The sequence below is a fragment of the Arthrobacter sp. 05N33_2 genome (assembly GCF_056397425.1).
The window spans coordinates 26,490-46,333 of sequence record NZ_JBFTNJ010000003.1; the positions used below are offsets into that span (position 1 = coordinate 26,490).

The 19,844-nt window shown below is 68.3% G+C and carries 17 protein-coding genes and 1 pseudogene; 9 read left to right on the top strand and 9 right to left on the bottom strand.

Annotated features, from left to right (window positions below; all coding sequences use genetic code 11):
• Positions 1-107: 107 nt before the first annotated feature.
• Positions 108-524: a PaaI family thioesterase gene (locus AC1DHX_RS03775; RefSeq protein WP_476859296.1), complete on the top strand. Its 417-nt coding sequence runs from the start codon at positions 108-110 to the stop codon at positions 522-524.
• 234 nt (positions 525-758) lie between these two features.
• Positions 759-2,066, top strand: a complete 1,308-nt coding sequence (locus tag AC1DHX_RS03780) for a globin domain-containing protein (RefSeq protein ID WP_476859295.1) — start codon at positions 759-761, stop codon at positions 2,064-2,066.
• Positions 2,067-2,175: 109 nt separating this feature from the next.
• Here AC1DHX_RS03780 and AC1DHX_RS03785 read toward each other — a convergent pair whose 3' ends face one another.
• Positions 2,176-5,097, bottom strand: a complete 2,922-nt coding sequence (locus AC1DHX_RS03785) for a S1 family peptidase (RefSeq protein ID WP_476859294.1) — start codon at positions 5,095-5,097, stop codon at positions 2,176-2,178.
• A 24-nt stretch (positions 5,098-5,121) separates the two neighbouring features.
• Positions 5,122-5,798, bottom strand: a pseudogene (locus tag AC1DHX_RS03790) (tyrosine-protein phosphatase).
• A gap of 210 nt (positions 5,799-6,008) precedes the next feature.
• Between AC1DHX_RS03790 and AC1DHX_RS03795 the strand changes: the two are divergent.
• A complete protein-coding gene (locus tag AC1DHX_RS03795) occupies positions 6,009-6,845 on the top strand; it encodes an SGNH/GDSL hydrolase family protein (protein WP_476859293.1) in 837 nt (278 codons plus the stop codon).
• Here the strand turns inward: AC1DHX_RS03795 and AC1DHX_RS03800 are convergent.
• From AC1DHX_RS03800 to AC1DHX_RS03825, 6 genes are all read right to left on the bottom strand, one after another.
• Positions 6,842-7,465, bottom strand: coding sequence for a GNAT family N-acetyltransferase (locus AC1DHX_RS03800; RefSeq protein WP_476859292.1), 624 nt, complete (start codon positions 7,463-7,465; stop codon positions 6,842-6,844). The two genes, AC1DHX_RS03795 and AC1DHX_RS03800, sit on opposite strands and share 4 nt — an antisense overlap.
• 32 nt (positions 7,466-7,497) lie before the next feature.
• Entirely contained in the window at positions 7,498-8,370 is an 873-nt protein-coding gene (locus AC1DHX_RS03805) for a 3-hydroxyacyl-CoA dehydrogenase family protein (RefSeq protein WP_476859291.1), read from the bottom strand.
• Between the two features lie 2 nt (positions 8,371-8,372).
• Entirely contained in the window at positions 8,373-9,206 is an 834-nt protein-coding gene (locus AC1DHX_RS03810; protein WP_476859290.1) for an enoyl-CoA hydratase/isomerase family protein, read from the bottom strand.
• The gene (locus AC1DHX_RS03815) at positions 9,206-10,417 is read right to left on the bottom strand and encodes a thiolase family protein (protein ID WP_476859289.1); all 1,212 of its coding nucleotides are present in this window, start codon (positions 10,415-10,417) and stop codon (positions 9,206-9,208) included. Before AC1DHX_RS03815 ends, AC1DHX_RS03810 begins: the two co-directional genes overlap by 1 nt.
• Positions 10,418-10,526: 109 nt before the next feature.
• Positions 10,527-11,204, bottom strand: a complete 678-nt coding sequence (locus AC1DHX_RS03820) for a pentapeptide repeat-containing protein (protein ID WP_476859288.1) — start codon at positions 11,202-11,204, stop codon at positions 10,527-10,529.
• The gene (locus AC1DHX_RS03825; protein ID WP_476859287.1) at positions 11,204-11,677 is read right to left on the bottom strand and encodes an SRPBCC family protein; all 474 of its coding nucleotides are present in this window, start codon (positions 11,675-11,677) and stop codon (positions 11,204-11,206) included. Before AC1DHX_RS03825 ends, AC1DHX_RS03820 begins: the two co-directional genes overlap by 1 nt.
• 175 nt (positions 11,678-11,852) lie before the next feature.
• Between AC1DHX_RS03825 and AC1DHX_RS03830 the strand changes: the two genes are divergently transcribed.
• The 3 genes from AC1DHX_RS03830 (at position 11,853) to AC1DHX_RS03840 (ending at position 13,851) form a co-directional block, all read left to right on the top strand.
• Positions 11,853-12,029, top strand: a complete 177-nt coding sequence (locus AC1DHX_RS03830; RefSeq protein WP_043435744.1) for a CsbD family protein — start codon at positions 11,853-11,855, stop codon at positions 12,027-12,029.
• Between the two features lie 102 nt (positions 12,030-12,131).
• Positions 12,132-12,905: a dienelactone hydrolase family protein gene (locus tag AC1DHX_RS03835; RefSeq protein WP_476859286.1), complete on the top strand. Its 774-nt coding sequence runs from the start codon at positions 12,132-12,134 to the stop codon at positions 12,903-12,905.
• An 88-nt stretch (positions 12,906-12,993) separates the two neighbouring features.
• Positions 12,994-13,851 carry a prephenate dehydratase gene (locus tag AC1DHX_RS03840; protein WP_223913646.1) on the top strand — a complete coding sequence of 286 codons (858 nt, stop codon included), beginning with the start codon at positions 12,994-12,996 and terminating at the stop codon, positions 13,849-13,851.
• 45 nt (positions 13,852-13,896) lie between these two features.
• Here AC1DHX_RS03840 and AC1DHX_RS03845 read toward each other — a convergent pair whose 3' ends face one another.
• Positions 13,897-15,810 (bottom strand): FAD-binding monooxygenase, encoded by a 1,914-nt coding sequence (locus tag AC1DHX_RS03845; RefSeq protein ID WP_476859285.1) that lies wholly within the window; start codon positions 15,808-15,810, stop codon positions 13,897-13,899.
• A 249-nt stretch (positions 15,811-16,059) separates the two neighbouring features.
• Here AC1DHX_RS03845 and AC1DHX_RS03850 point away from each other — a divergent pair, with 249 nt between their 5' ends.
• The 3 genes from AC1DHX_RS03850 to hpaE are packed head-to-tail and all read left to right on the top strand — an operon-like array spanning position 16,060 to position 19,830.
• Positions 16,060-17,565, top strand: a complete 1,506-nt coding sequence (locus tag AC1DHX_RS03850; RefSeq protein ID WP_476859284.1) for a fumarylacetoacetate hydrolase family protein — start codon at positions 16,060-16,062, stop codon at positions 17,563-17,565.
• A complete protein-coding gene (locus AC1DHX_RS03855; protein ID WP_026537409.1) occupies positions 17,558-18,259 on the top strand; it encodes a GntR family transcriptional regulator in 702 nt (233 codons plus the stop codon). The genes AC1DHX_RS03850 and AC1DHX_RS03855 overlap by 8 nt, the downstream gene beginning before the upstream one ends.
• Before the next feature lie 56 nt (positions 18,260-18,315).
• Entirely contained in the window at positions 18,316-19,830 is a 1,515-nt protein-coding gene (gene hpaE / locus AC1DHX_RS03860) for a 5-carboxymethyl-2-hydroxymuconate semialdehyde dehydrogenase (RefSeq protein ID WP_476859283.1), read from the top strand.
• The last annotated feature ends 14 nt before the right edge of the window (positions 19,831-19,844 follow it).

Here is a 19,844-nt window from a genome sequence, read left to right on the forward strand (position 1 = left end):
GTCCGTTCGGTAATATGATCTACAGTACATGAATGAGGCCTGCCGCACACTAGCCGCGGCGGCACCGACCGTCCGGGACCCGGCCGGCCGGCAACAAAGGAGACGCTATGACGCCCGAGACCGGCCGCACCGAGTTGTGGAAAATCACCCTGGGGGAACTCGACGAGAAGATGGGCGTGAAGATCGTCGAGGAGTCCGTGGACCGCGTGGTGGCGACCATGCCGGTGGAGGGCAACCGGCAGTCGTTCGGGCTCCTGCACGGCGGCGCCTCACTGGCCGTGGGCGAGGCCGTGGGGTCCTGGGCCGCCGTCATCCACGCCAGCACCCTGGGCAAGACGGCGGTGGGCGTCGACGTCTCGGCCACGCACCACAAGTCGGCCCGCGAGGGACTGATCACGATCACGGCCACCCCCATCCATCTGGGCGGCACCCTGACCACCCACGAGGTGCTGATCACGAACGAGACCGGCCAGCGAATCTGCACGCTGCGGATCACCAACCTGCTGCTGGACCGCAAGGCCTGACTTCTGCCCCGAACCCTCGGGGTCGCCGGAGACCTGCGGGGTCGCTGTAACGTTCCGGCGACCCGGGAGCTTTCCGGCTAACTCGGGCCCAGGGCGGGAGGCCGTCTACACCGGACCCCACTCCCGATGTAGGGCCGATCGGCCCGGAAGGCGCGGTGCCGCGGCTGTTAGCTTGGAAGTGCTGAGTCGCCCGGCACCGCCGGGTATCACCGGTCTCACCGGAAGGGATCCACCATGCTCTCAGACACCTCACTTCCCGTCATTCAGGCAACGCTGCCCGTAGTCGGCGAGCACATCGAGGAGATCGCCAAGCGCTTCTACAAACATATGTTCGAGGCGCAGCCGGATCTTCTGGACGGGCTCTTCAACCGGGGAAACCAGGCGGACGGCCGCCAGCAGCAGGCGCTCGCCGGATCCATCGCGGCCTTCGCCGGCATGCTCGTGGAGAAACCGGACCAGGTGCCGGACCATCTGCTCTCCCGGGTGGCCCACAAACACGTCTCGCTGGGACTAAACCCGGACCAGTACCAGATTGTCCACGACCACCTCATGTGGGCGATCGTGGATGTTCTGGGCGATGCCGTCACTCCCGAGGTCGCCGCCGCCTGGGACGAGGTCTACTGGCTGATGGCGAACCTGCTCATCAACAAGGAGCGCGGGCTGTACAACGCAGTGCACCTCTCCCCCGAGACCATTTGGCGGACGTGGCGGGTGGTGCAGCGGATCCAGGAGACCGCCGACGTCGTCTCGTTCGTCGTCGAGCGGACCGACGAGCGGGACGTCAAGCCGTCCCTGCCCGGGCAGTACGTGACCCTCAAGATGACCATGCCCGACGGCGTACAGCAGCCCCGGCAGTACAGCCTGACCAAGGCCGACGACGGGCAGCACCGGCAGTTCGCCGTCAAGAGGGTCCACGGACTTACGACTCCCGACGGCGAGATGTCCAGTCTGCTCCACAATGACGTCCAGGTAGGCGACGAGGTGGTGCTCTCAGCTCCGTTCGGCGACGTTGTGCTGGAGTACACGGACCGGCCCCTGGTCATGGCCAGCGCGGGAATCGGCATCACGCCCATGGCCGGAATGCTCTCCCACTTGGTACAGTCCGGTTCACGCCGCCAGGTGGTGCTGCTGCATGCCGATGACAGCGAGGCATCCTTCCCGCTCCGCGCTCAGGTCAGGGAGAATCTGGCGAAACTCGCGGACGGGACCCTGACGACGTGGTTCCTGACTCCCGCGGGGACAGCGGAGACCGGCGGGACGGGCGAGGGAGCCGGGGCGCGCGAAACCGGCGAGGCGGGCGGTACCGGCGGGGCGTCCGGGGTGGCCGAAACCGGCGAGAGGGCCGGGGCGGGCAGTTCCGTGTTCTCCGGTTTCATGGACGTCAGCGACGTCGAACTCCCGGACGACGCCGAGTACTACCTCTGCGGTCCCCTGCCGTTCCTGAAGTCGGTTCGGAGCGCCTTGATTGCCGGTGGCGTCCCCGCCAAGGACATTCAGTACGAGGTTTTCGGCCCGGATCTCTGGCTGGCTGACTTCCAGTAACCCGCGGCTCGCTGTCCCGAACGCGCGGATTCGCCCAAAGCTTGCGGGGTCGCCGTAGCCGTACGGCGACCCCGCGGCTTTCCGGCGAGCCCGGGCTTGGAGGCCCCGGCTAACGCACCGCCCGGCGCCGGCCGAACGCCACGAAGGCCGCGCCGAGCAGCAGGGCTCCCGCGCCGAGACCGGCCACGGGCAGGAGCCCGCCGGCGCCCGTGCTCGCCAGCTGGCCTGAGGTGCCCGGCGTGTTGCCTGGCGCCGTGTTGCCTGGCGCCGTGTTGCCTGGTGCCGTGTTGTCCGGTGTTGTGCTGCCCGGTGCCGCGCCGCCCGCGACGACGGAGGTGTCCGACGGCGGGGCGGGAGCTTGCGCCGGTGTGACCGGTCCGGCGGGAGCCCCGGCAGGGTTGGCGGGCGGCACGGATCCCGGTGTCCCGGCGGGCTGCACGGATCCCGGTGTCCCGGCGGGCGGCCCGGCCGGAGTGCCCCCGGAAACGGGCGCGGCCTCGACGCTGAACGCCACGGCTGCCGGCGGCGATGCGACGCCGTCAATGGTTTGCGTCACGGTCAAGGTGTGCGCTCCGGCGTCCAGTTCCGCGGGGAACGTGACACTCCACCGGGCACTGCCGGCCAAGGTCTGCGCGGTCCCGGGCTCGAGCGCGGCATGGCCCGCTCCGGAACCGGAACCGGCCTGCACTGAGTCCACGGCCACCCCGTCCACAGCCACGGCCACGCCGGCACCTCGAAGGGCTGTGCCGGAGATGGTGGCTGGCAGGGCGTCCTGGCGCAGGTGTTGGCCGTCCCTGAGGTTCGACACCGCCGGAGCCGGCGGAATGACGGTATAGGTGCCGGTCGCCGCGGGACTGTCCATTTCTCCGGGGGCCGTGAGCACTGCCGTGACCGAAATTTTTCCGAAGACCGGCTGATCGGCCACGTTGATGCGCCAGCGGCCGTCTGCGTCGACGAGCCCGGTCCCGGTGAAGTCGCCGGAGAGCCGCACCGTGCCTCCGGCTTCTCCGGTGCCCTCGATGGCGTCGATGGCTGTGAGTCCCGGGCCGTCCGGCTGGCCGTCCACAGGTGAGGTGATGGCCGGAGCCGCGAGCCGGGAGACGCCGACGGACAGGGCGACTGCGCCGGAGCCGCTGAAGCCGTTCACGGTTTCAGCCGAGAACTTGAAGGGCCCGGCCAACGACGGTGCGGGGAACTGCCAGTTTCCCGACGCGTCGACCGGTACTTCCAGGGGCTGGCCGTCCTTCTGGCCGGAGGTCTGGCCTGGTTTCTGGTTCAGGACGGTGATGCGGACCTTGGAATTCGGAGCCACCACGGAGGCCGGGCCGGCATCGATGTGCCCGGTAATCGGCTCACCGGCTGTGACGGTTCCGTTGGATGCCGCCGCGAGCGCCGGCTTGGCCAGGAACAGTTGCAGCTGAACACCGCCGGGGACTTGGCCCATGGCGTCCTCGAGGCTGGTCGCGATGGCCCGAGTCTGGACGCCCTCGTCGGTACTTTCCGCCCCCGTGTGCAGCCCGACGGCGAAGTTCCCGCTGATCCACGGGCCGCCGGAGTCCCCGCCGCCGGAGGTGACGGACGTTGAGTCGAAGCCCCGGACCGCCCGGAGATCGTTGTCATAATCGGGCGGTAGTGAATTTGGCCCAACCATGGCCCAGATGCCGACCGAGTCCACCGTGCCGCACGTCCACCCTGTGGTCCGGCCGGACCGGCACACGGGCTGGCCCTGGAAAGGAGCCACTGTTCCCACGATCTTCACGGACGTCGGCCCCGGGTCGGCGGGCTTGTCCCATCGGGTGACGGCGGGCTGGAGGTCCAGGCCGCTCCTGATGCCGTGGAGGACGGCGATGTCCGTGCCGACGCTGGCGCCGTCCGTCGTTATCCTGGAATTTCCGGGGCCGCCGAATTGGCTGAACCCGAATGTGCCCAGGATCCCGGCGGCCGCGCCCGAACCTGCACCCCCGGCCGCTGGCGCGCCCGCCGGATTTTCGATCGCGGCCTGCTTCGCGGAGCCGTCACCGGCGCAGTGCCCGGCGGTCAGGACCAGAGGCTCGCCCGCGGGGCTGAAGGCCCCGAACCCGGCCGAGCACAGGGCTTGGCCGTCAACGATGTAGCCCTGGCCGCCAAAATAGTCTTCCTCGGTGGTGATCCGGGATCCTTGTTCCAGCGTCACGTTAGCGTAGCGGGCCACGAATTCGGCCGCGGACATCTTCGGCACCGTGCCCGGGGCTTTCGCCGGCTGCACACCGGCGCCAGCGGCGGGAACAGCGGCGGCGGGAAGGGCGTCGGCAGCCGGAACGGACTGCGCCGTGTTGGTGCCGCCGGTGCGGATGACAAAGTGGCCGTCTGTGTAGGTGACGGCCTGCAGCCCGGCGGCCCCGACCTCGCGGACGTAGGCCTCGAACAGTTGCTGGGTGCTGGAGGCAACCACCTCCGCGGCTGACGGGACAGCGACGGCGGCCGCGGGGGCGGCAAGCAGGAAGTCAGCCGGGCCGGACTGGTTCAGTTCGGCCACACGGGCCCGGAGCTCGGCGCCGCTGCCTTCAACCGCGATCTTGCCGCCGGCGAGGCTGATCCCCACATAACCCGGGAGGGCCCGAAGGGAGGGTGCGGCGTCGGCGGCCCGCCGGGCAAGTGCACCGGCGGCGTCGAATTCCGCGAGGGTCATGCCAAGGTCCCGCCGCACGGCCTCGGCGAGGCCGGCATCGCTGATCGGCGTCGCGGACGGCACCGGAGAAGAACCAGCCAAAGGCGCGTCAGCCGACGACGGCACCGGGACCGGGACCGCCGTCGAGATCGCAGACGCAGCCGGCGCTGGAACCGCCGTCGAGACCGGCACCGGCATCGGGACCGCCGTCGAGACCGGCGTCGCCATCGCCGATGCAGCGGGCGCCGGGTCGTCGGGGACTGGGGCGTTGGCTTCGGCCATCGCCGGGACCGCGGTCAGCGCAAAGGCAGGCACGGTACCGGCAAGCGCAATCGCGAGGGCCGCGGCGGCCCGCACCATCGGCTGGAACTTCGGAGTCTTCACTGGCCTACCCTAACTGCGCCCACCCTATCGGCCGAGCTTTCCGAGGATGGCCGCGAGTTCCGGGGTCGTCACGCCGTGGCGGAAGAGGTAGTCCGCAGTGTTGAGGGACCGGACAAATTGCAGCAGGCTCTGGCCCCGGGATTCCAGCAGGGGCGCCAGCACATTCTCGGGCAGGAAACGCTCGTGGGGATGCGGGACTGCGGCGCGCCGGAGGTGCTCGTTGATGCCCCGCATGGAGCGCTGGTAGCCGCTCACAATGGCCTCGTCGCACCGGCGAGGTCCTGGAGCATGGCGGCGATCATGCCGCTCCGGTCCCGCCCCGCGGAGCAATGGATGACCACACCGCCTTCCGCGGCGGCCACCGCCTTGAAGACCCGGGCCAGCAGGTGCGGGAACAACCTGGCGTTGTCCGCATAACAGGCGGGGTCGTTCAGGTAAGGCACGCAGAGCTCGCGGAATTCGCGGTTGTCCGGGTCTTCGGTGGGGGCCAGCACGACGTCGAAACCGGCCAGGGCCCCAGCCCGCACCGGCGGATCGGTCTCCCGGCGCCGGATTTCGGCTTCGTTGCGGAGGTCGATGACGGTCCGGATGCCCCGGCGGTGCACCTGCCGCCAGCCGGCCTCGGTGAGCCACTCCCGCCGTCCCATGCGGAACACGTCCCCGGCCACGTGCCACGCGTTGACGGCCCCATCCCACTCCACGGTTCCGGGCACCGCCTGCCCCTTGGCTTGGCCCAGGGGCGCTGCAGGAATCATCATCCAGAAAGCTAAGCACACGCACCGGCGCGATCCGCGGCAGGATTCACAAACGTTATACACAATGGGACCATTGGCATGGTGCGGGGTTTACGCTTCGCAACACGTTTTTCACGGCACGGGCGCTGAACCCAGGGTGCCACTGAGGAGAACACCATGGGACGTCTGAAACTTCGACGCCGGCGGACGGCTCTGGCGGCCGGTCTCGCCGCCCTGGCCATGGCGGCCGGTGTGGCGGCGGTACCGGCGGAGGCGGCAGACAGGACCCGGTACGTCGCGCTCGGAGACTCCTATGCCGCCGGGCTGGGGGCGGGGCCGTACCTGGATGATTGCTACCGCAGCGAGAACAGCTATTCCGAACTCGCTGCCCACACGAAGACCATCAAACTCGTCGCCAACGCGGCCTGCAGCGGCAAGACGACCCAGGACGTCGTCAACACCCAGCTCAGGCGGCTGACCAGGACCACCGGGCTCGTCACCATCACTGCCGGCGGCAACAACCTCCGGTTTGCGGAAATCCTCGCCTCCTGCGGCGCCGCCATGGTCAATCCCGCTGCGGGTCCGCTGTGCGATGCCGCCAGTGCCTACGCCGAGGGCCAGATCTCCAGCCATCGACTGTCCGGCGACGTGACAGCGATGATCCAGCGCGTGAAGGCTGCCGCCCCCAACGCCAAGGTTGTCGTGACGGGCTACCCCTACCTCTACGATCCTGTCGCGCCCGGCCAGGCTGATTCGATGTCCCGGTTCATCTACAAGGCCACGGTCCTGGCGGACGGCTTGAACGGCTCCATCGCCGCCGCCGCCCGGGCCACCGGAGCGGAGTACGTCGATGTCCGGGCCGCTTTTGCCGGTCACGGCGTGAACTCTGCGGCTCCGTGGATCAATTTCAGCCGTACGGCCCTGGCCAGTCCCGAAAACTTCCACCCGAACGCGCTGGGCTACGAGGCGTACTTCGCATCGCTTAACGGGGCCAAGGCCTACTCGGCACGCTAGCGCCGCTTGGCCAGCCGGGATTCGAGGGCGTTCCGGACCATCGGCCATTCATGTTCCAAGATGGAATACACGACGGTGTCCCGCAGCGCCCCGTCGGCGCTGCGCGTGTGGCTGCGGAGCACGCCGTCCTGTTTGGCCCCCAGCCGCGTGATCGCCTCGCGGGACTGGTGGTTGAGCCAGTGCGTCCGGAACTCGACGGCGGGGCAGCCCAGCGTCTCGAAGGCGTGCCGCAGCAGCAGCAACTTGGAGTCCGGATTGCTGCCGGTGCCATGCGCGGACGCCGCGTTCCAGGTGGAGCCGATCTCCACCCGGGGCGTGGCGGCGTCGATGTTCATGTAGGTGGTCATGCCGATCACCTGGCCCGGTCCGCCGGCAGCGGGGTCGATCAGCCGCGTGGTGAAGGGCAGCATGGCGCCGCTGTCCTGCAGGGCCAGGCGACGCTCAATCTCGGCGGCCATGTGCTGCGGTGCGGGCACGCTGGTGTACCAGAGGTGCCACAGCTCGCCGTCGCGTGCCGCCTCGACAAGGCCGTCATGGTGGTCCTGGCTCAGCGGCTCAAGGACGACGTACTTGCCGGTCAGGGTGATGGGCGCGATCGCGGGGCGGTCCAGGGAGGTCACCGCACCATCCTAGAGGCAGAGAAGAATGCCGGTCACTTGGTCCAGTCGAAGAAGCCCTTGCCGGACTTGCGGCCCAGTTCGCCGCGGGCGACCTTGTCGCGGAGGATCTGCGGCGGAGCGAAACGGTCACCCAGCGTGGACTGCAGGTACTCCGCGATGCCGAGGCGCACGTCCAGGCCCACGATGTCGGTGGTCCGCAGCGGTCCCGTGGGGTGCTTGTAGCCCAGCACCATGGCGTTGTCGATGTCCGCCGCGGTGGCCACGCCCTCTTCCACCATGCGCATCGCTTCGAGGGCGATCGCGACTCCCAGCCTGGAGGAGGCGAAGCCGGGCGCGTCGTTGACCACGACGGCGGTCTTGCCGAGCGCCTCCACCCATCCGCGGGCGGCCTGGGCCAGGGCGTCGGAAGTCTGCTCGCCGAGGACCACCTCGATGAGCGTCGACGCCGGCACCGGGTTGAAGAAGTGCAGGCCCAGGAAGTTCTGCGGCCGCTTCAGTTCGCGGGCCAGACCGTTGACGGAGAGCGAGGACGTGTTGGAGGCGAGGTAGGCGCCGTCGGCGAGCCGTTCCTCGATGCCGCGCAGCGCGGTGATCTTCAGGTCCCAGTCCTCCGGAACGGCCTCGACCACCAGCTGCCGGCCGGCGAAGTCGTCGTAGTCCACGGTGACCGCGAGCCGGGAAACGATCTCGTCCAGGTTGCCGTCCACGGCGCCGCGCTCAATGCTCTTGGCGGCGGCGGACTCGACCCGCTCCCGGGCGGCCTCGGCCGAGGCCTCGTCGCGCTCGACGACCACCACGTTGGCTCCGTTGATCAGGAAGGCGTGGGCGATGCCTGCGCCCATGCGGCCGCCGCCGAGGACTCCCACGGAGTGGGGAAGGGTGGCGGGGAGTACGGAGTTGCCCATGTCTATTTCTGCTTCCCTGGTTCTTTAGCGGACGTGTTCTCTGGCTTCGTCACTGATTTCTTATCTGATTTCTTATCTGATTTCTTATCCAGGAATGTCTGCATACGGTCGAACTTGGCCTGGGATTCGAAGAGGATCCCCTGTGCCAGCTGGTCAATGAGGGGATGCGCCTCGGCCGGGGCATGGAACACGGATTTGGTGATCCGGACGGCGAGCGGATCCTGCGTGGCAATCCGGTCGGCGACGCTGTGGGCCGCGGCCATCAGATCGGACGATTCATGGATTTCGGTGATGAGATTGACCGCGAGGGCACGTTCTGCGCGCAGCACGGAACCGGCGAGCAGCATTTCCTTGGCGACGGGCTCCCCCACGAGTTCCTTGAGGCGCCAGCTGGCGCCGGCGGCGGCCAGGATGCCGAGTCCGGTTTCGGGATTGCCGATCCGGACGGACGGGGTGCCGATCCGGAAGTCGGCGGCGTACGCCAGTTCGGCGCCGCCGCCCAGGCAGAAGCCGTCCAGTGCCGCGATGACGGGCATCGGCAGCTTGGCAATCCGGACGAAAATGGTGGAATTGATGCCCTGCAGGGCATCGTCGCGGCGGCGTTCGCGCAACTGGCCGATGTCGGCGCCGGAGGCGAACACCCCGTCAGTGCCGGCGATGATGAGGACTTTGGGGTGCCGCTCGAGATGGGCGCAGACGGTGTGGAGTTCATCGACCATCTGCTGGTCGATCGCGTTGCGGACCTCGGGGCGGTTGAGCACCACCACCACGCGGTCCTCGCGCTCTTCGACCAGGAGCGTGCCGAAGCCAGCCGGGTCGAGGGCCGGGGCCGCCACTAGACGCGCTCCAGCAGCATGGCCGTGCCCTGTCCGACGCCGATGCACATGGTGGCGAGGCCGATCTTGGCGTTTTCGCGTTCCATCCGGCCCAGCAGTGTGATGGCGATCCGGGAACCGGAGGACCCCAGCGGGTGGCCCAGGGAGATCGCGCCGCCGTCGCGGTTCACGATCTCCGGGTCGAGGCCGAGCCGGCGCATGCTGGCCAGGGACTGGGTCGCGAACGCCTCGTTGAGCTCGACGGCGCCGAGGTCATCGACGCTGACCCCGGAACGGGCGAGCACCTTCTGGGTGGCCGGGACCGGGCCGATGCCCATGATCTCGGGCTCGCAGCCGGCTGAGGCGCCGTCGATAATGCGGGCGCGGGCCGTGAGGCCAAGCTTCTGGATCGCGGCCTCCGAGGCAACGATGATGGCGGATGCGCCGTCGTTGAGGGTGGAGGAGTTGCCGGCGGTGACGATCGAGCCGCCCTTGACTACCGGCCGGAGCCCGGCGAGGACGTCCATGGTGGTGCCGGCGCGGGGCCCCTCATCGGTGTCCACCACGGTCTCGCCCTTGCGGGTCTTGACGGTCACGGGGACGATTTCCTCGGCGAAGCGGCCGGCGGCGATGGCGGCCAGGGCGCGTTCGTGGGAGCGGACGGCGAAGGCGTCGGCGTCCTCCCGCGAGATGCCGTCAACCCGCCCCACCTCTTCTGCCGTCTCCGGCATGGAGTAGGTCATTTTGCCGTCCCGGGACAGCTCGCCCTTGGCGAACTGGGGGTTGACGAAACGCCAGCCGATGGAGGTGTCGAAGATTTCGCCCGGTTTGGCGAAGGCGGTCCGGGGTTTTTCCTGGACCCAGGGGGCGCGGCTCATGGATTCGACGCCACCCGCGATCACGATGTCCGCGGCGCCGGACTTGATCATGTGGCTGGCCATAATGATGGCGCTGAGCCCGGAGGCGCAGAGCCGGTTCACGGTGATGCCGGAGATGTGCAGGGGCAGCCCGGCAAGGAGGGTGGCCATGCGGGCCACGTTGCGGTTCTCTTCGCCGGCGCCGTTGGCGTTGCCGAGGATGACCTCGTCGATGGTGTCCGGATCGACGCCGGCGCGGGCCACAGCCTCGCGGACTACCAGTGCGGCCAGGTCATCGGGGCGGACTGCGGAGAGGGCGCCGCCGTAGCGGCCCACGGGAGTGCGGGCGCCGCCAACAAGAAAAGCCTCGACCATGAGAACATCCTTCACCAAGAAAGCGGGGCCGGCAGCAGAGTAATTTACCGACCGTTCGTTCTATAAAGATTACACGGCGGGGCAAGGGGGTCAACCGGATGCCGCCGGATTACGCGACGACGACGCCCAGATGAGCCGCGAGCAATGGAGCGAGCAGGGTGAGCTGGTGATCGTCGACGACGAGGCCGGACAGACTGCCCAGACCGCTGATGGTGCGGAAGTCGGTGCTCCGGAGGTCGAAGTCCTTGAGCCGGGCTCCGGTGAAATCGAGGGTGCCGATCGTGCAGTTCTTCAAAGCGACGCGCGTGGCGGTGCAGGAGCCCAGATCCAGCTCGTTAATGATGCAGTCGCTGATCTGCACGTCCGTGAGCTTGGATCCGCGCAGGTTCACGTAGTCGAGTTTGCCGCCGTCGATCCGAACGGACTGCCAGCCGCTTTCATAGAGCTCCGCCGATCCCCAGCGGGGGTTGCCGATCTCGACATCCCGCAGGCTGGTCCGGGCCGCCATCAGCACCGGGGCGTACGTCTCGGTCAGGATGCAGTCACGGAAAGTCGCGCCCCGCAGCTGCGTCTCATTGAAGGACACCCCGGTGAATTCGCACTCGGCAAAGTCCGTACCGCCCAGGTCCAGACCGTCTGCCGATGCGCGGCTGTAGCGGACGCCGTCGTACCGAACACCCCGCCGGAACTCCGGGGCAGGGTCGTCCTGCAGATCCCCGGGACGGACCGGCGCGAGCCGGGGGGCGGTGACCTTGGGGGTTTTCTCAGCCGCAGTGCGCCGGACCATCACTGGCACTCGGCCTTGGCCGCGATGTCCGCCAGGTCTTTTGCAAGCGCCTTGCGGGTGATGCGCATCCCGAGCGGACCGAACACGGTGAGCATGATCCTGCTGAACCGGGTCGGTTTGATGACTTCGGCGCCAAAGGTCAGCGTAAGGTCGGTTCCCCCGCCGCGCTCCGCGAGCGCGAACCTGGTGGTGTAGTCGGCGCCGCCCTGGAGGGCCTTCACAGTGGTGCTGCCGCCCCGGCCCTTCGACGGCGCCTCGGACTGGGCAACCCACATCTCCACCGTTTTCGCGCGCCCCATCATGGTGCGGATCTCCTTCCAGCGGGTACCCACGGCATAGGGTCCGTCGGTGAGCATCTGGATCGAATCGACGCCGGACAGGGTCGCCGCAGATCCGGGAATGTCCGACACCACCGCCCAGACCGCGTCCGCCGGAGCATTGATGTGCTGCGTGAGAGTGGTCTTGTGGTCCATGACCTCGAGCCTAGCCCGCGGGCCGGGGGGATTTCATCCTTTCGCGAACCGCACCGCCGCTGCCGCGGATGACGCTCCGGAGAATTACCCTGCGAGACCCCTTGAATTAGTAAGCATGCTTTGTGTTAGGCTGATCGGACAGTATTTTCAACCGGAACGAAAGGTGGCCTACACCATGGGTGTCGGAGACAAGATTCAGAACGAAGCGGAGCACCTCGGCGGCAAGGCCAAGGAAACTGCCGGAAACGCCACTGGCAACGACCAGCTGCGCGCCGAGGGCCAGAAGGACCAGGTTGTAGCCGACGCGAAGAAGGTCGGCGAAAACGTCAAGGACGCCTTCAAGAAGGACTAGTCTTTAGGACGTTGGCGGCGCCGGATTTTCCTTTGGGGGATCTCCGGCGCCGCTTTTTTGCGCCCGTGCAAGAATGGCCCCACAGACGACGGAGGGGTCAGAATGGCACGGACACACGCAGGACGCGGCAAGCCCGCCGCCCGGGATCTCAGCAATACCGACCTCGGCCGGTCCGGTGCCGCCGCCGGCGGTTCGCCGGCGCTGCGCGGCTACCTGGCGACGCCGCAGGGCGAAGGGCCGTTCCCCGCGGTCCTGATGGTCCATGAGGCGTTTGGCCTGGACGACATCACCGTCCGCCACGCCGACCGGATGGCGGCGGCCGGCTACCTGACACTGGCCGTTGACCTGTACAGCGACGGCGGGGCGCGCCGCTGCCTCGTCGCCACCATGCGCGCGCTGTCCGCGGGCGAGGGCCGGGCCTTCACCGATCTGGCCGCCGCACGGGACTGGCTGCGCGAAACCGGCCGGACCACCGGCAAGATCGGCGTCATCGGCTTCTGCATGGGCGGCGGCTTCGCCCTGCTGCTGGCCAATGACGGCTTCGACGCCGCCGCCGTCAACTACGGGCGGCGCCCAAAAGACCCCCGGGAGGCCCTCGCCGGTGCCTGCCCGATCGTGGCCAACTTCGGCGGCCGGGACCGCACCCTGCCCGGCGAAGCAGCGAAACTCGCGGCTGTGCTCGACGGGCTGGGCGTGGAGAACGACGTGAAGGAGTTCCCGCACGCCGGGCACGCCTTCCTCAACGACGTGGAGACCGGGCCGAAAGTGCTGCGGCCGCTCATGCGGGTCATGGGCATCGGCCCGGATCCGGAATCGGCCCCGGAAGCCTGGCAGCGGATCGAGGACCACTTCGCCAAGTATCTGAACCCCAGCTGAGTCGCGGCAGGGACCGTTTTTGGTCCTCAAACGGCCCTGTCGCGTCTTACTTGGGTGAGCGGGCGCCTGGCGTGAAACCATACGGAGCATGGCCCAGAAGATTGCGTACCAGGGTGAACCGGGCGCCAACTCCAATATTGCGTGCATGCAGATGTTCCCCGAACTGGAGAGCGTTCCCTGCGCGAGTTTCGAAGACGCCTTTGAACTGGTGGCCGTCGGCACCGCCGACCTGGCCATGATTCCGATCGAAAACTCCATTGCCGGCCGGGTGGCCGATATCCATGTGCTGCTGCCCCAGTCCGGGCTGCAGATCGTCGGCGAGTATTTTCTGCCCATCCACTTCGACCTGCTGGGCATCCCGGGCAGCACCATCGAGGCAGCCACCGAGGTCCACAGCCACCTCCACGCGTTGGGGCAGTGCCGGCGTCTGATCCGCTCCGCCAGCCTGCGCCCCGTGATCGCCGGCGATACTGCCGGGTCCGCCCGGGAAGTGCGCGACTGGAACGATCCCACCAAACTCTCGCTCGCTCCTCCACTCGCGGCTCAACTCTATGGCCTGGAGGTGCTCGCCTCCGCCGTCGAGGATGACCCCTCCAACACCACGCGGTTCGTGGTTCTGGCACGGGAAAAGCCGCTGCCGGCCCGGGACATCCTGTCCGGACCGGCCGTCACCAGCTTTGTATTCCGTGTCCGGAATGTCCCCTCAGCCCTCTACAAGGCGCTGGGAGGATTCGCCACGAACGGGGTAAACATGACGCGGCTGGAAAGCTACATGGTGGGCAATGAATTTGCGGCCACGATGTTCATGGCCGACGTCGAGGGGCACCCCGAGGATTTGCCGCTCAGACTGGCGCTGGAGGAACTGGAGTTCTTCACCACAGAGGTACGCATCCTTGGCGTCTACCCCGCCGCGGAATACAGGTCCAGGCAGGCAGCCGGCCTCTGACCGCCAGCCCGGACAAACCTTGCGAAGAAGGCCAACTCCACGCGGTCACACTGCCGCGGGCCGCCCTGCCCGCAACAGGGGTGCGAAGAACGCGGCAAGCTCCGCCGTGGCCGTCAGCGGCAGGACGTTGCCCACGTACTGGTCCGGGCGCACCACCACGATGACGCCGCCGCGGTCGATGCCGCGCAACTCAAAGATGTCCGCCGCCGGGTCGGTGCCGTAGACCTTTTCGAGGTAGGGGAGCTTGAACGGCCCCACCTCCGGTTTGAACACCGCGGGGACGTTGCCGATGTCGATGCCCGTGTGATCCTGCTGGTAGATCACCTTCACGTCGAACCAGGCGTCACGGTCGGCCCCCGCGGGGGTGGCGGCGAGCGGCGAGTCCGGCGCGCTGGCCAGCCACGCGGCGAGGTCCGCGGCGGGCGACGGGGCCCCCGCCTGTTGTGCTGGCGCCGCCTGGTCCGCGAAGACGTAGATGCGCCAGCGGCCGTCCGCCGTGGCCTGGTGGCCGAGCTGGACCGGGTTGGTGTCGCAGACCCGCACAACCGGCGCGGACTTGAAGCGCTTGCCGACGGGAAAGCCGGTGGCCAGCTGCTGGTGCGTGGCCTCGGCGACGACCATCGACGGCGAGTACTCGGTCATGAAGCCGGCAGGGAACTCGGCGGTGCGCACGTAGAAGTCCTCGAGCTCGGAGGGGTTTTCAAACTCCTCGGGCTTCTTCGCCATGAGCGTCGACCACACCTTGTCGAAGTCGATCAGGTTCTTCGCGACCACCTGCCGCTCGGCCGAGTACGTGGACAGCAGGCTCTCCGGGCTGCGTCCCTCCAGCACGTGGCCGAGCTTCCAGCCGATATTGAAGCCGTCCTGCATGGAGACGTTCATGCCCTGGCCGGCYTTGGCGCTGTGCGTGTGGCAAGCGTCGCCGGTGATGAACACCCGCGGCGTGCGGGTGCCCAGCTCCTCCGGGAGGACGTCGTCGAACCTGTCGGTGAGGCGGTGGCCCACCTCGTACACGCTGTGCCAGGCCACGTTGCGCACGTCGAGCGTGTAGGGGTGGATGATCGCGTTGGCCTTGGCGATGATCTGCTCGATGGTGGTCTTGCGGACCGCACCGCGGTCGTCCGCGGCGACCTCGCCGAGATCGACATACATGCGGAAGAGATGCCCGCCCTCGCGCGGGATCAGCAGGATGCTGCCGCCGTCGTGGGACTGGATGGCGCATTTGAGCCGGATGTCGGGGAAATCCGTGGAGGCGAGCACGTCCATGACGCCCCACGCGTGGTTGGCCTGGTCGCCCGCCATGGTGCAGCCGATCGAGTCGCGCACCTTGCTGCGGGCGCCGTCCGCGCCCACCACGTACTTGGCCCGCACGACGCGCTCCCGGCCCTCGTCAGGACCGGCGGTGTGCGCCAGCGTCACGGCGACCGGGTACTCGCCCTCGCCGGTGACCTCCAGGCCGCGGAACTCCAGCCCGTAGTCCGGGCTCATGCGGCTCGGGGACATGGCCATGAACTCGGCGAAGTAGTCGAGCACGCGGGCCTGGTTGACGATGAGATGCGGGAACTCGCTGATCCCGCCCGGGTCATCGAGGGTGCGCGCGCTGCGGACGATGTTCGAGGGGTCCGCGGGATCCGGCTTCCAGAACGCCATCTCCGTGATGCGGTACGCCTCGGCGATGATCCGCTCGGCGAAACCGAAGGCCTGGAAGGTCTCGACGCTGCGGGCCTGGATGCCGTCGGCCTGGCCGATCGCGAGCCGGCCCGGCCGGCGTTCCACGATCCGGGTGGTGACACCCGGGAACTGGGACAGCTGGGCTGCGGCGAGCATGCCGGCGGGGCCGGAGCCCACGATCAGCACATCTACCTCGTCGGGAAGGTGTGTGGGCCGGTCGATGCCGGCGCCGGCGGCCGGCTGSACCCGCGGGTCWCCGGAKACGTAGCCGTGGTGGTGGAAATGCACGGGCTTTCCTCACTTCGTTGTGTGGCGGCCTGTCAACGGCCTAGCGTGTTCGATATTAGAACGTGACGTTCGATAATAGAATTTCGGTCCCTGATCCAAAACTGTACGTCAGATATGACGCAGGTTACAAGTGTCCCCAAAGGCCCCGGCAAAGGCCCCGGCAAACATCCCCGCGCAAGGGGTTGACGCTCCCCGGCTTCCGGGCCATAGTGTTTCGTATACGATTTCGTACTCGATGAGGAGTAACACTTGGAACAGGTCACCGACCACATCCTGGCCGCGGCCCGCAAGGTCATCGCGGTGCATATCAACTACCCCAGCCGGGCAGCCCAGCGCGGCCGCACACCCGAGCAGCCCTCCTACTTCCTGAAGCCGTCCTCGTCGCTGGCTCTCGGTTCTGCATCAGCGCCTTCAACCGTGGAGCGCCCGGCCGGCTGCGAACTCCTCGGCTACGAGGGCGAGATCGCCCTGATCATCGGCAAGACCGCCCGCCGCGTGGGCCTCGAGGATGCGTGGAGCCATGTCGAATGGGTCACCGCCAGCAACGACCTCGGCGTCTACGACCTCCGCTACGCGGACAAGGGCTCCAACCTCCGCTCCAAGGGCGGCGACGGCTTCACGCCCGTGGGCCCGGGCCTGATCGCGGCAGACGCCGTCGATCCCGCCAAACTGCGGATCCGCACGTGGCACAACGGTGAACTGGTCCAGGACGACACCACCGTGGACCTGCTCTTCCCGTTCGCCCGGCTCGTGGCCGACCTGTCCCAGCTGCTCACCCTCGAAGAGGGCGACATCATCCTCACCGGCACCCCCGCCGGGGCGTCGGTGGCCACGCCGGGCGACGTCGTCGAGGTGGAAGTCAGCGCGACGACGGGAGGCGCCGCCGGCGGCGGGCTCACCACCGGCCGGCTGGTCACCCGGGTGGAGGAAGGCACGACGCCGTTCGCGGACTTCGGCGCCCGGCCCAAGACCGATGATCTCCAGCGGGAGGAAGCCTACGGTTCCCGTGAAGCGGCCGGCCTCGCCGCCGCCCAGCCGGCAGGGACGCCGGGCCTGTCCCCGGAGCTGAAGGCCAAACTGGAGTCCGTCTGCACGGCCACCCTGTCCTCCCAGCTGCGCAAGCGCGGCCTGAACAACGTCACCATCGACGGCCTGTCCTCCACCCGCCCGGAGCGGCGGATCGTGGGCCTGGCCCGGACCCTGCGCTACGTGCCCAACCGCGAGGACCTGTTCACGACCCACGGCGGCGGCTTCAATGCCCAGAAGAAGGCCATCGAYTCCGTCAACGAGGGCGAGATCCTGGTGATGGAAGCCCGCGGCGAAAAGGGCACCGGCACGATCGGCGACATCCTGGCCCTGCGCGCCCAGGTCCGCGGCGCCGCCGCCATCATCACCGACGGCGGCGTGCGCGACTTCACCGCCGTGGCCGCCATGGACATGCCTACGTACTATGCCAACCCGCACCCGGCCGTCCTGGGCCGCCGGCACATCCCCTGGGACACGGACATCACCATCGCCTGTGGCGGCACCACCGTGCAGCCCGGGGACATCATCGTCGCGGACGCCGACGGGATCCTGGTGATCCCGCCGGCCCTCGCCGAAGAGCTCGCGGACGACTCCATCGCGCAGGAACGCGAGGAAACCTTCATCGCCGAGATGGTGCAGCAGGGCCATAGCGTGGACGGCCTCTACCCGCTCAACGCCGCCTGGCGGACCCGGTACCAGGAATGGGAAGCAGGCAAGGCCCATGACTGAGACAGCCAGGGCCGCAGCCACGCCGGCCGCGACCTCCGGCAGCAAATCCGAGCAGGCCTATGCGGCCGTCAAGGCCCGGATCGTGGACGGGACCTACTCCCCCGGCTACCGGCTGGTGCTGGCCAAGATAGCCGAGGACCTGGGGGTCAGCGTGGTGCCGGTCCGCGAAGCGATCCGCCGGCTCGAGGCCGAGGGCCTGGTCAAGTTCGAGCGGAATGTCGGCGCCACTGTGTCCGGAATCGACCCCACCGAATACCTCTACACGATGCAGACCCTCAGCATCGTTGAGGGCGCCGCAACGGCACTCTCGGCCCCGCTGATCGGGGCGGCGGACGTGGCCCGCGCCCGGGCAGTCAACGCCGAGATGCGCGAATGCCTGCAGCACTTCGACCCCGTCCGGTTCACCCGGCTGAACCAGGACTTCCACAGCGTCCTGTTCGAGCACTGCCCCAACCCGCACATCCTGGACCTCGTCCACCGGGGCTGGAACCGGCTGGCGTCACTGCGCTCCTCCACGTTCCGCTTCGTCCCGGGCCGGGCCCACGAATCCGTCGACGAGCACGAGGCGCTGCTGCAGCTCATCGAATCCGGCGCCAGCCCGGATGACATCGAAAAGGCCGCCCGCCGCCACCGCAGCGCCACCCTGGACGCGTACCTCGCCCAAACCAACGCGGGGTCACTTAGCGCCCATTAAGGCGCCCGGCATGGGCCGTAAGTGACCCCGCGTTGCACTATCAGTAAGGAAAAACAATGACGTTTACTGCCGCAGAAACCACCGCCCACTACGTTCCGCAGGGCCTTCCCACCCACATCCAGCACTACATCAACGGCGAATTCGTTGATTCGGTGGGCGGGGCGACCTTCGATGTCCTGGACCCGGTGTCCAACACCAACTACGCCACCGCCGCCGCCGGCCAGAAGGAAGACATCGACCTCGCCGTCGCCGCGGCCCGCGAGGCGTTCACCAACGGCCCGTGGCCGAAGATGAAGCCCCGTGAGAGGGCCCGGGTCCTGAACAGGATCGCCGACGCCGTCGAAGCCCAGGAGGCCCGCCTGGCCGAGCTCGAAACCTTCGACACCGGCCTGCCCATCACTCAGGCCAAGGGCCAGGCGCTGCGCGCGGCTGAGAACTTCCGCTTCTTCGCGGACCTGATCGTGGCCCAGTTCGACGACGCCATGAAGGTCCCCGGCGCCCAGATCAACTACGTCAACCGCAAGCCGATCGGCGTCGCCGGGCTCATCACGCCGTGGAACACTCCGTTCATGCTCGAGTCCTGGAAGCTCGCCCCTGCCCTGGCCACCGGCAACACCGTGGTCCTCAAGCCGGCCGAATTCACCCCGCTCTCGGCCTCGCTCTGGGCGACGATCTTCAAGGACGCCGGGCTCCCCGACGGCGTCTTCAACCTCGTCAACGGCCTCGGCGAGGAAGCCGGCGACGCCCTGGTCAAGCACCCGGACGTCCCGCTAATCTCCTTCACCGGCGAGACCACCACAGGCCAGACCATCTTCCGCAACGCCGCGGCMAACCTCAAGGGCCTCTCCATGGAGCTCGGCGGCAAGTCACCGTGCGTCGTGTTCGCCGACGCCGACCTTGAGGCCGCGATCGACTCCGCCCTGTTCGGCGTCTTCTCGCTCAACGGCGAGCGCTGCACCGCCGGCTCCCGAATCCTGGTGGAGCGCGCCGTGTACGAGGAATTCTGCGACAAGTACGCCGCCCGGGCCAGGAACATCGTGGTCGGTGACCCGCACGACCCCAAGACCGAGGTCGGCGCGCTGGTCCACCCCGAGCACTACGCCAAGGTGGCCTCCTACGTGGAGATCGGCAAGTCCGAGGGCCGGCTGCTGGCCGGCGGCGGCCGCCCTGACCACCTGCCCGAGGGCAACTACATCGCACCCACGGTGTTCGCCGACGTCGCCCCGGACGCGCGGATCTTCCAGGAGGAGATCTTCGGCCCCGTCGTCGCCATCACCCCGTTCGATACCGACGAGGAAGCCCTCGCCCTGGCGAACAACACCAGGTACGGGCTCGCGGCGTACATCTGGACCCAGAACCTGACCCGCGCGCACAACTTCTCCCAAAACGTCGAGGCCGGCATGGTCTGGCTCAACAGCCACAACGTCCGCGACCTCCGCACCCCCTTCGGCGGCGTCAAGGCCTCGGGCCTGGGCCACGAGGGCGGGTACCGCTCGATCGACTTCTACACCGACCAGCAGGCTGTCCACATCACCCTGGGCACCGTCCATACGCCCAAATTCGGCGCCTAAGTTTCCCGCCGGCG

Bases quoted from the DNA above. Each gene is read 5' to 3' on its own strand.
- AC1DHX_RS03795 (WP_476859293.1), top strand. From the start codon at position 6,009: ATGGGACGTCTGAAACTTCGACGCCGGCGGACGGCTCTGGCGGCCGGT.
- AC1DHX_RS03805 (WP_476859291.1), bottom strand. From the start codon at position 8,370: ATGGGCAACTCCGTACTCCCCGCCACCCTTCCCCACTCCGTGGGAGTC.
- AC1DHX_RS03780 (WP_476859295.1), top strand. From the start codon at position 759: ATGCTCTCAGACACCTCACTTCCCGTCATTCAGGCAACGCTGCCCGTA.
- AC1DHX_RS03835 (WP_476859286.1), top strand. From the start codon at position 12,132: ATGGCACGGACACACGCAGGACGCGGCAAGCCCGCCGCCCGGGATCTC.
- AC1DHX_RS03815 (WP_476859289.1), bottom strand. From the start codon at position 10,417: ATGGTCGAGGCTTTTCTTGTTGGCGGCGCCCGCACTCCCGTGGGCCGC.
- AC1DHX_RS03775 (WP_476859296.1), top strand. From the start codon at position 108: ATGACGCCCGAGACCGGCCGCACCGAGTTGTGGAAAATCACCCTGGGG.
- AC1DHX_RS03855 (WP_026537409.1), top strand. From the start codon at position 17,558: ATGACTGAGACAGCCAGGGCCGCAGCCACGCCGGCCGCGACCTCCGGC.
- AC1DHX_RS03825 (WP_476859287.1), bottom strand. From the start codon at position 11,677: ATGGACCACAAGACCACTCTCACGCAGCACATCAATGCTCCGGCGGAC.
- AC1DHX_RS03820 (WP_476859288.1), bottom strand. From the start codon at position 11,204: ATGGTCCGGCGCACTGCGGCTGAGAAAACCCCCAAGGTCACCGCCCCC.
- AC1DHX_RS03830 (WP_043435744.1), top strand. From the start codon at position 11,853: ATGGGTGTCGGAGACAAGATTCAGAACGAAGCGGAGCACCTCGGCGGC.
- AC1DHX_RS03840 (WP_223913646.1), top strand. From the start codon at position 12,994: ATGGCCCAGAAGATTGCGTACCAGGGTGAACCGGGCGCCAACTCCAAT.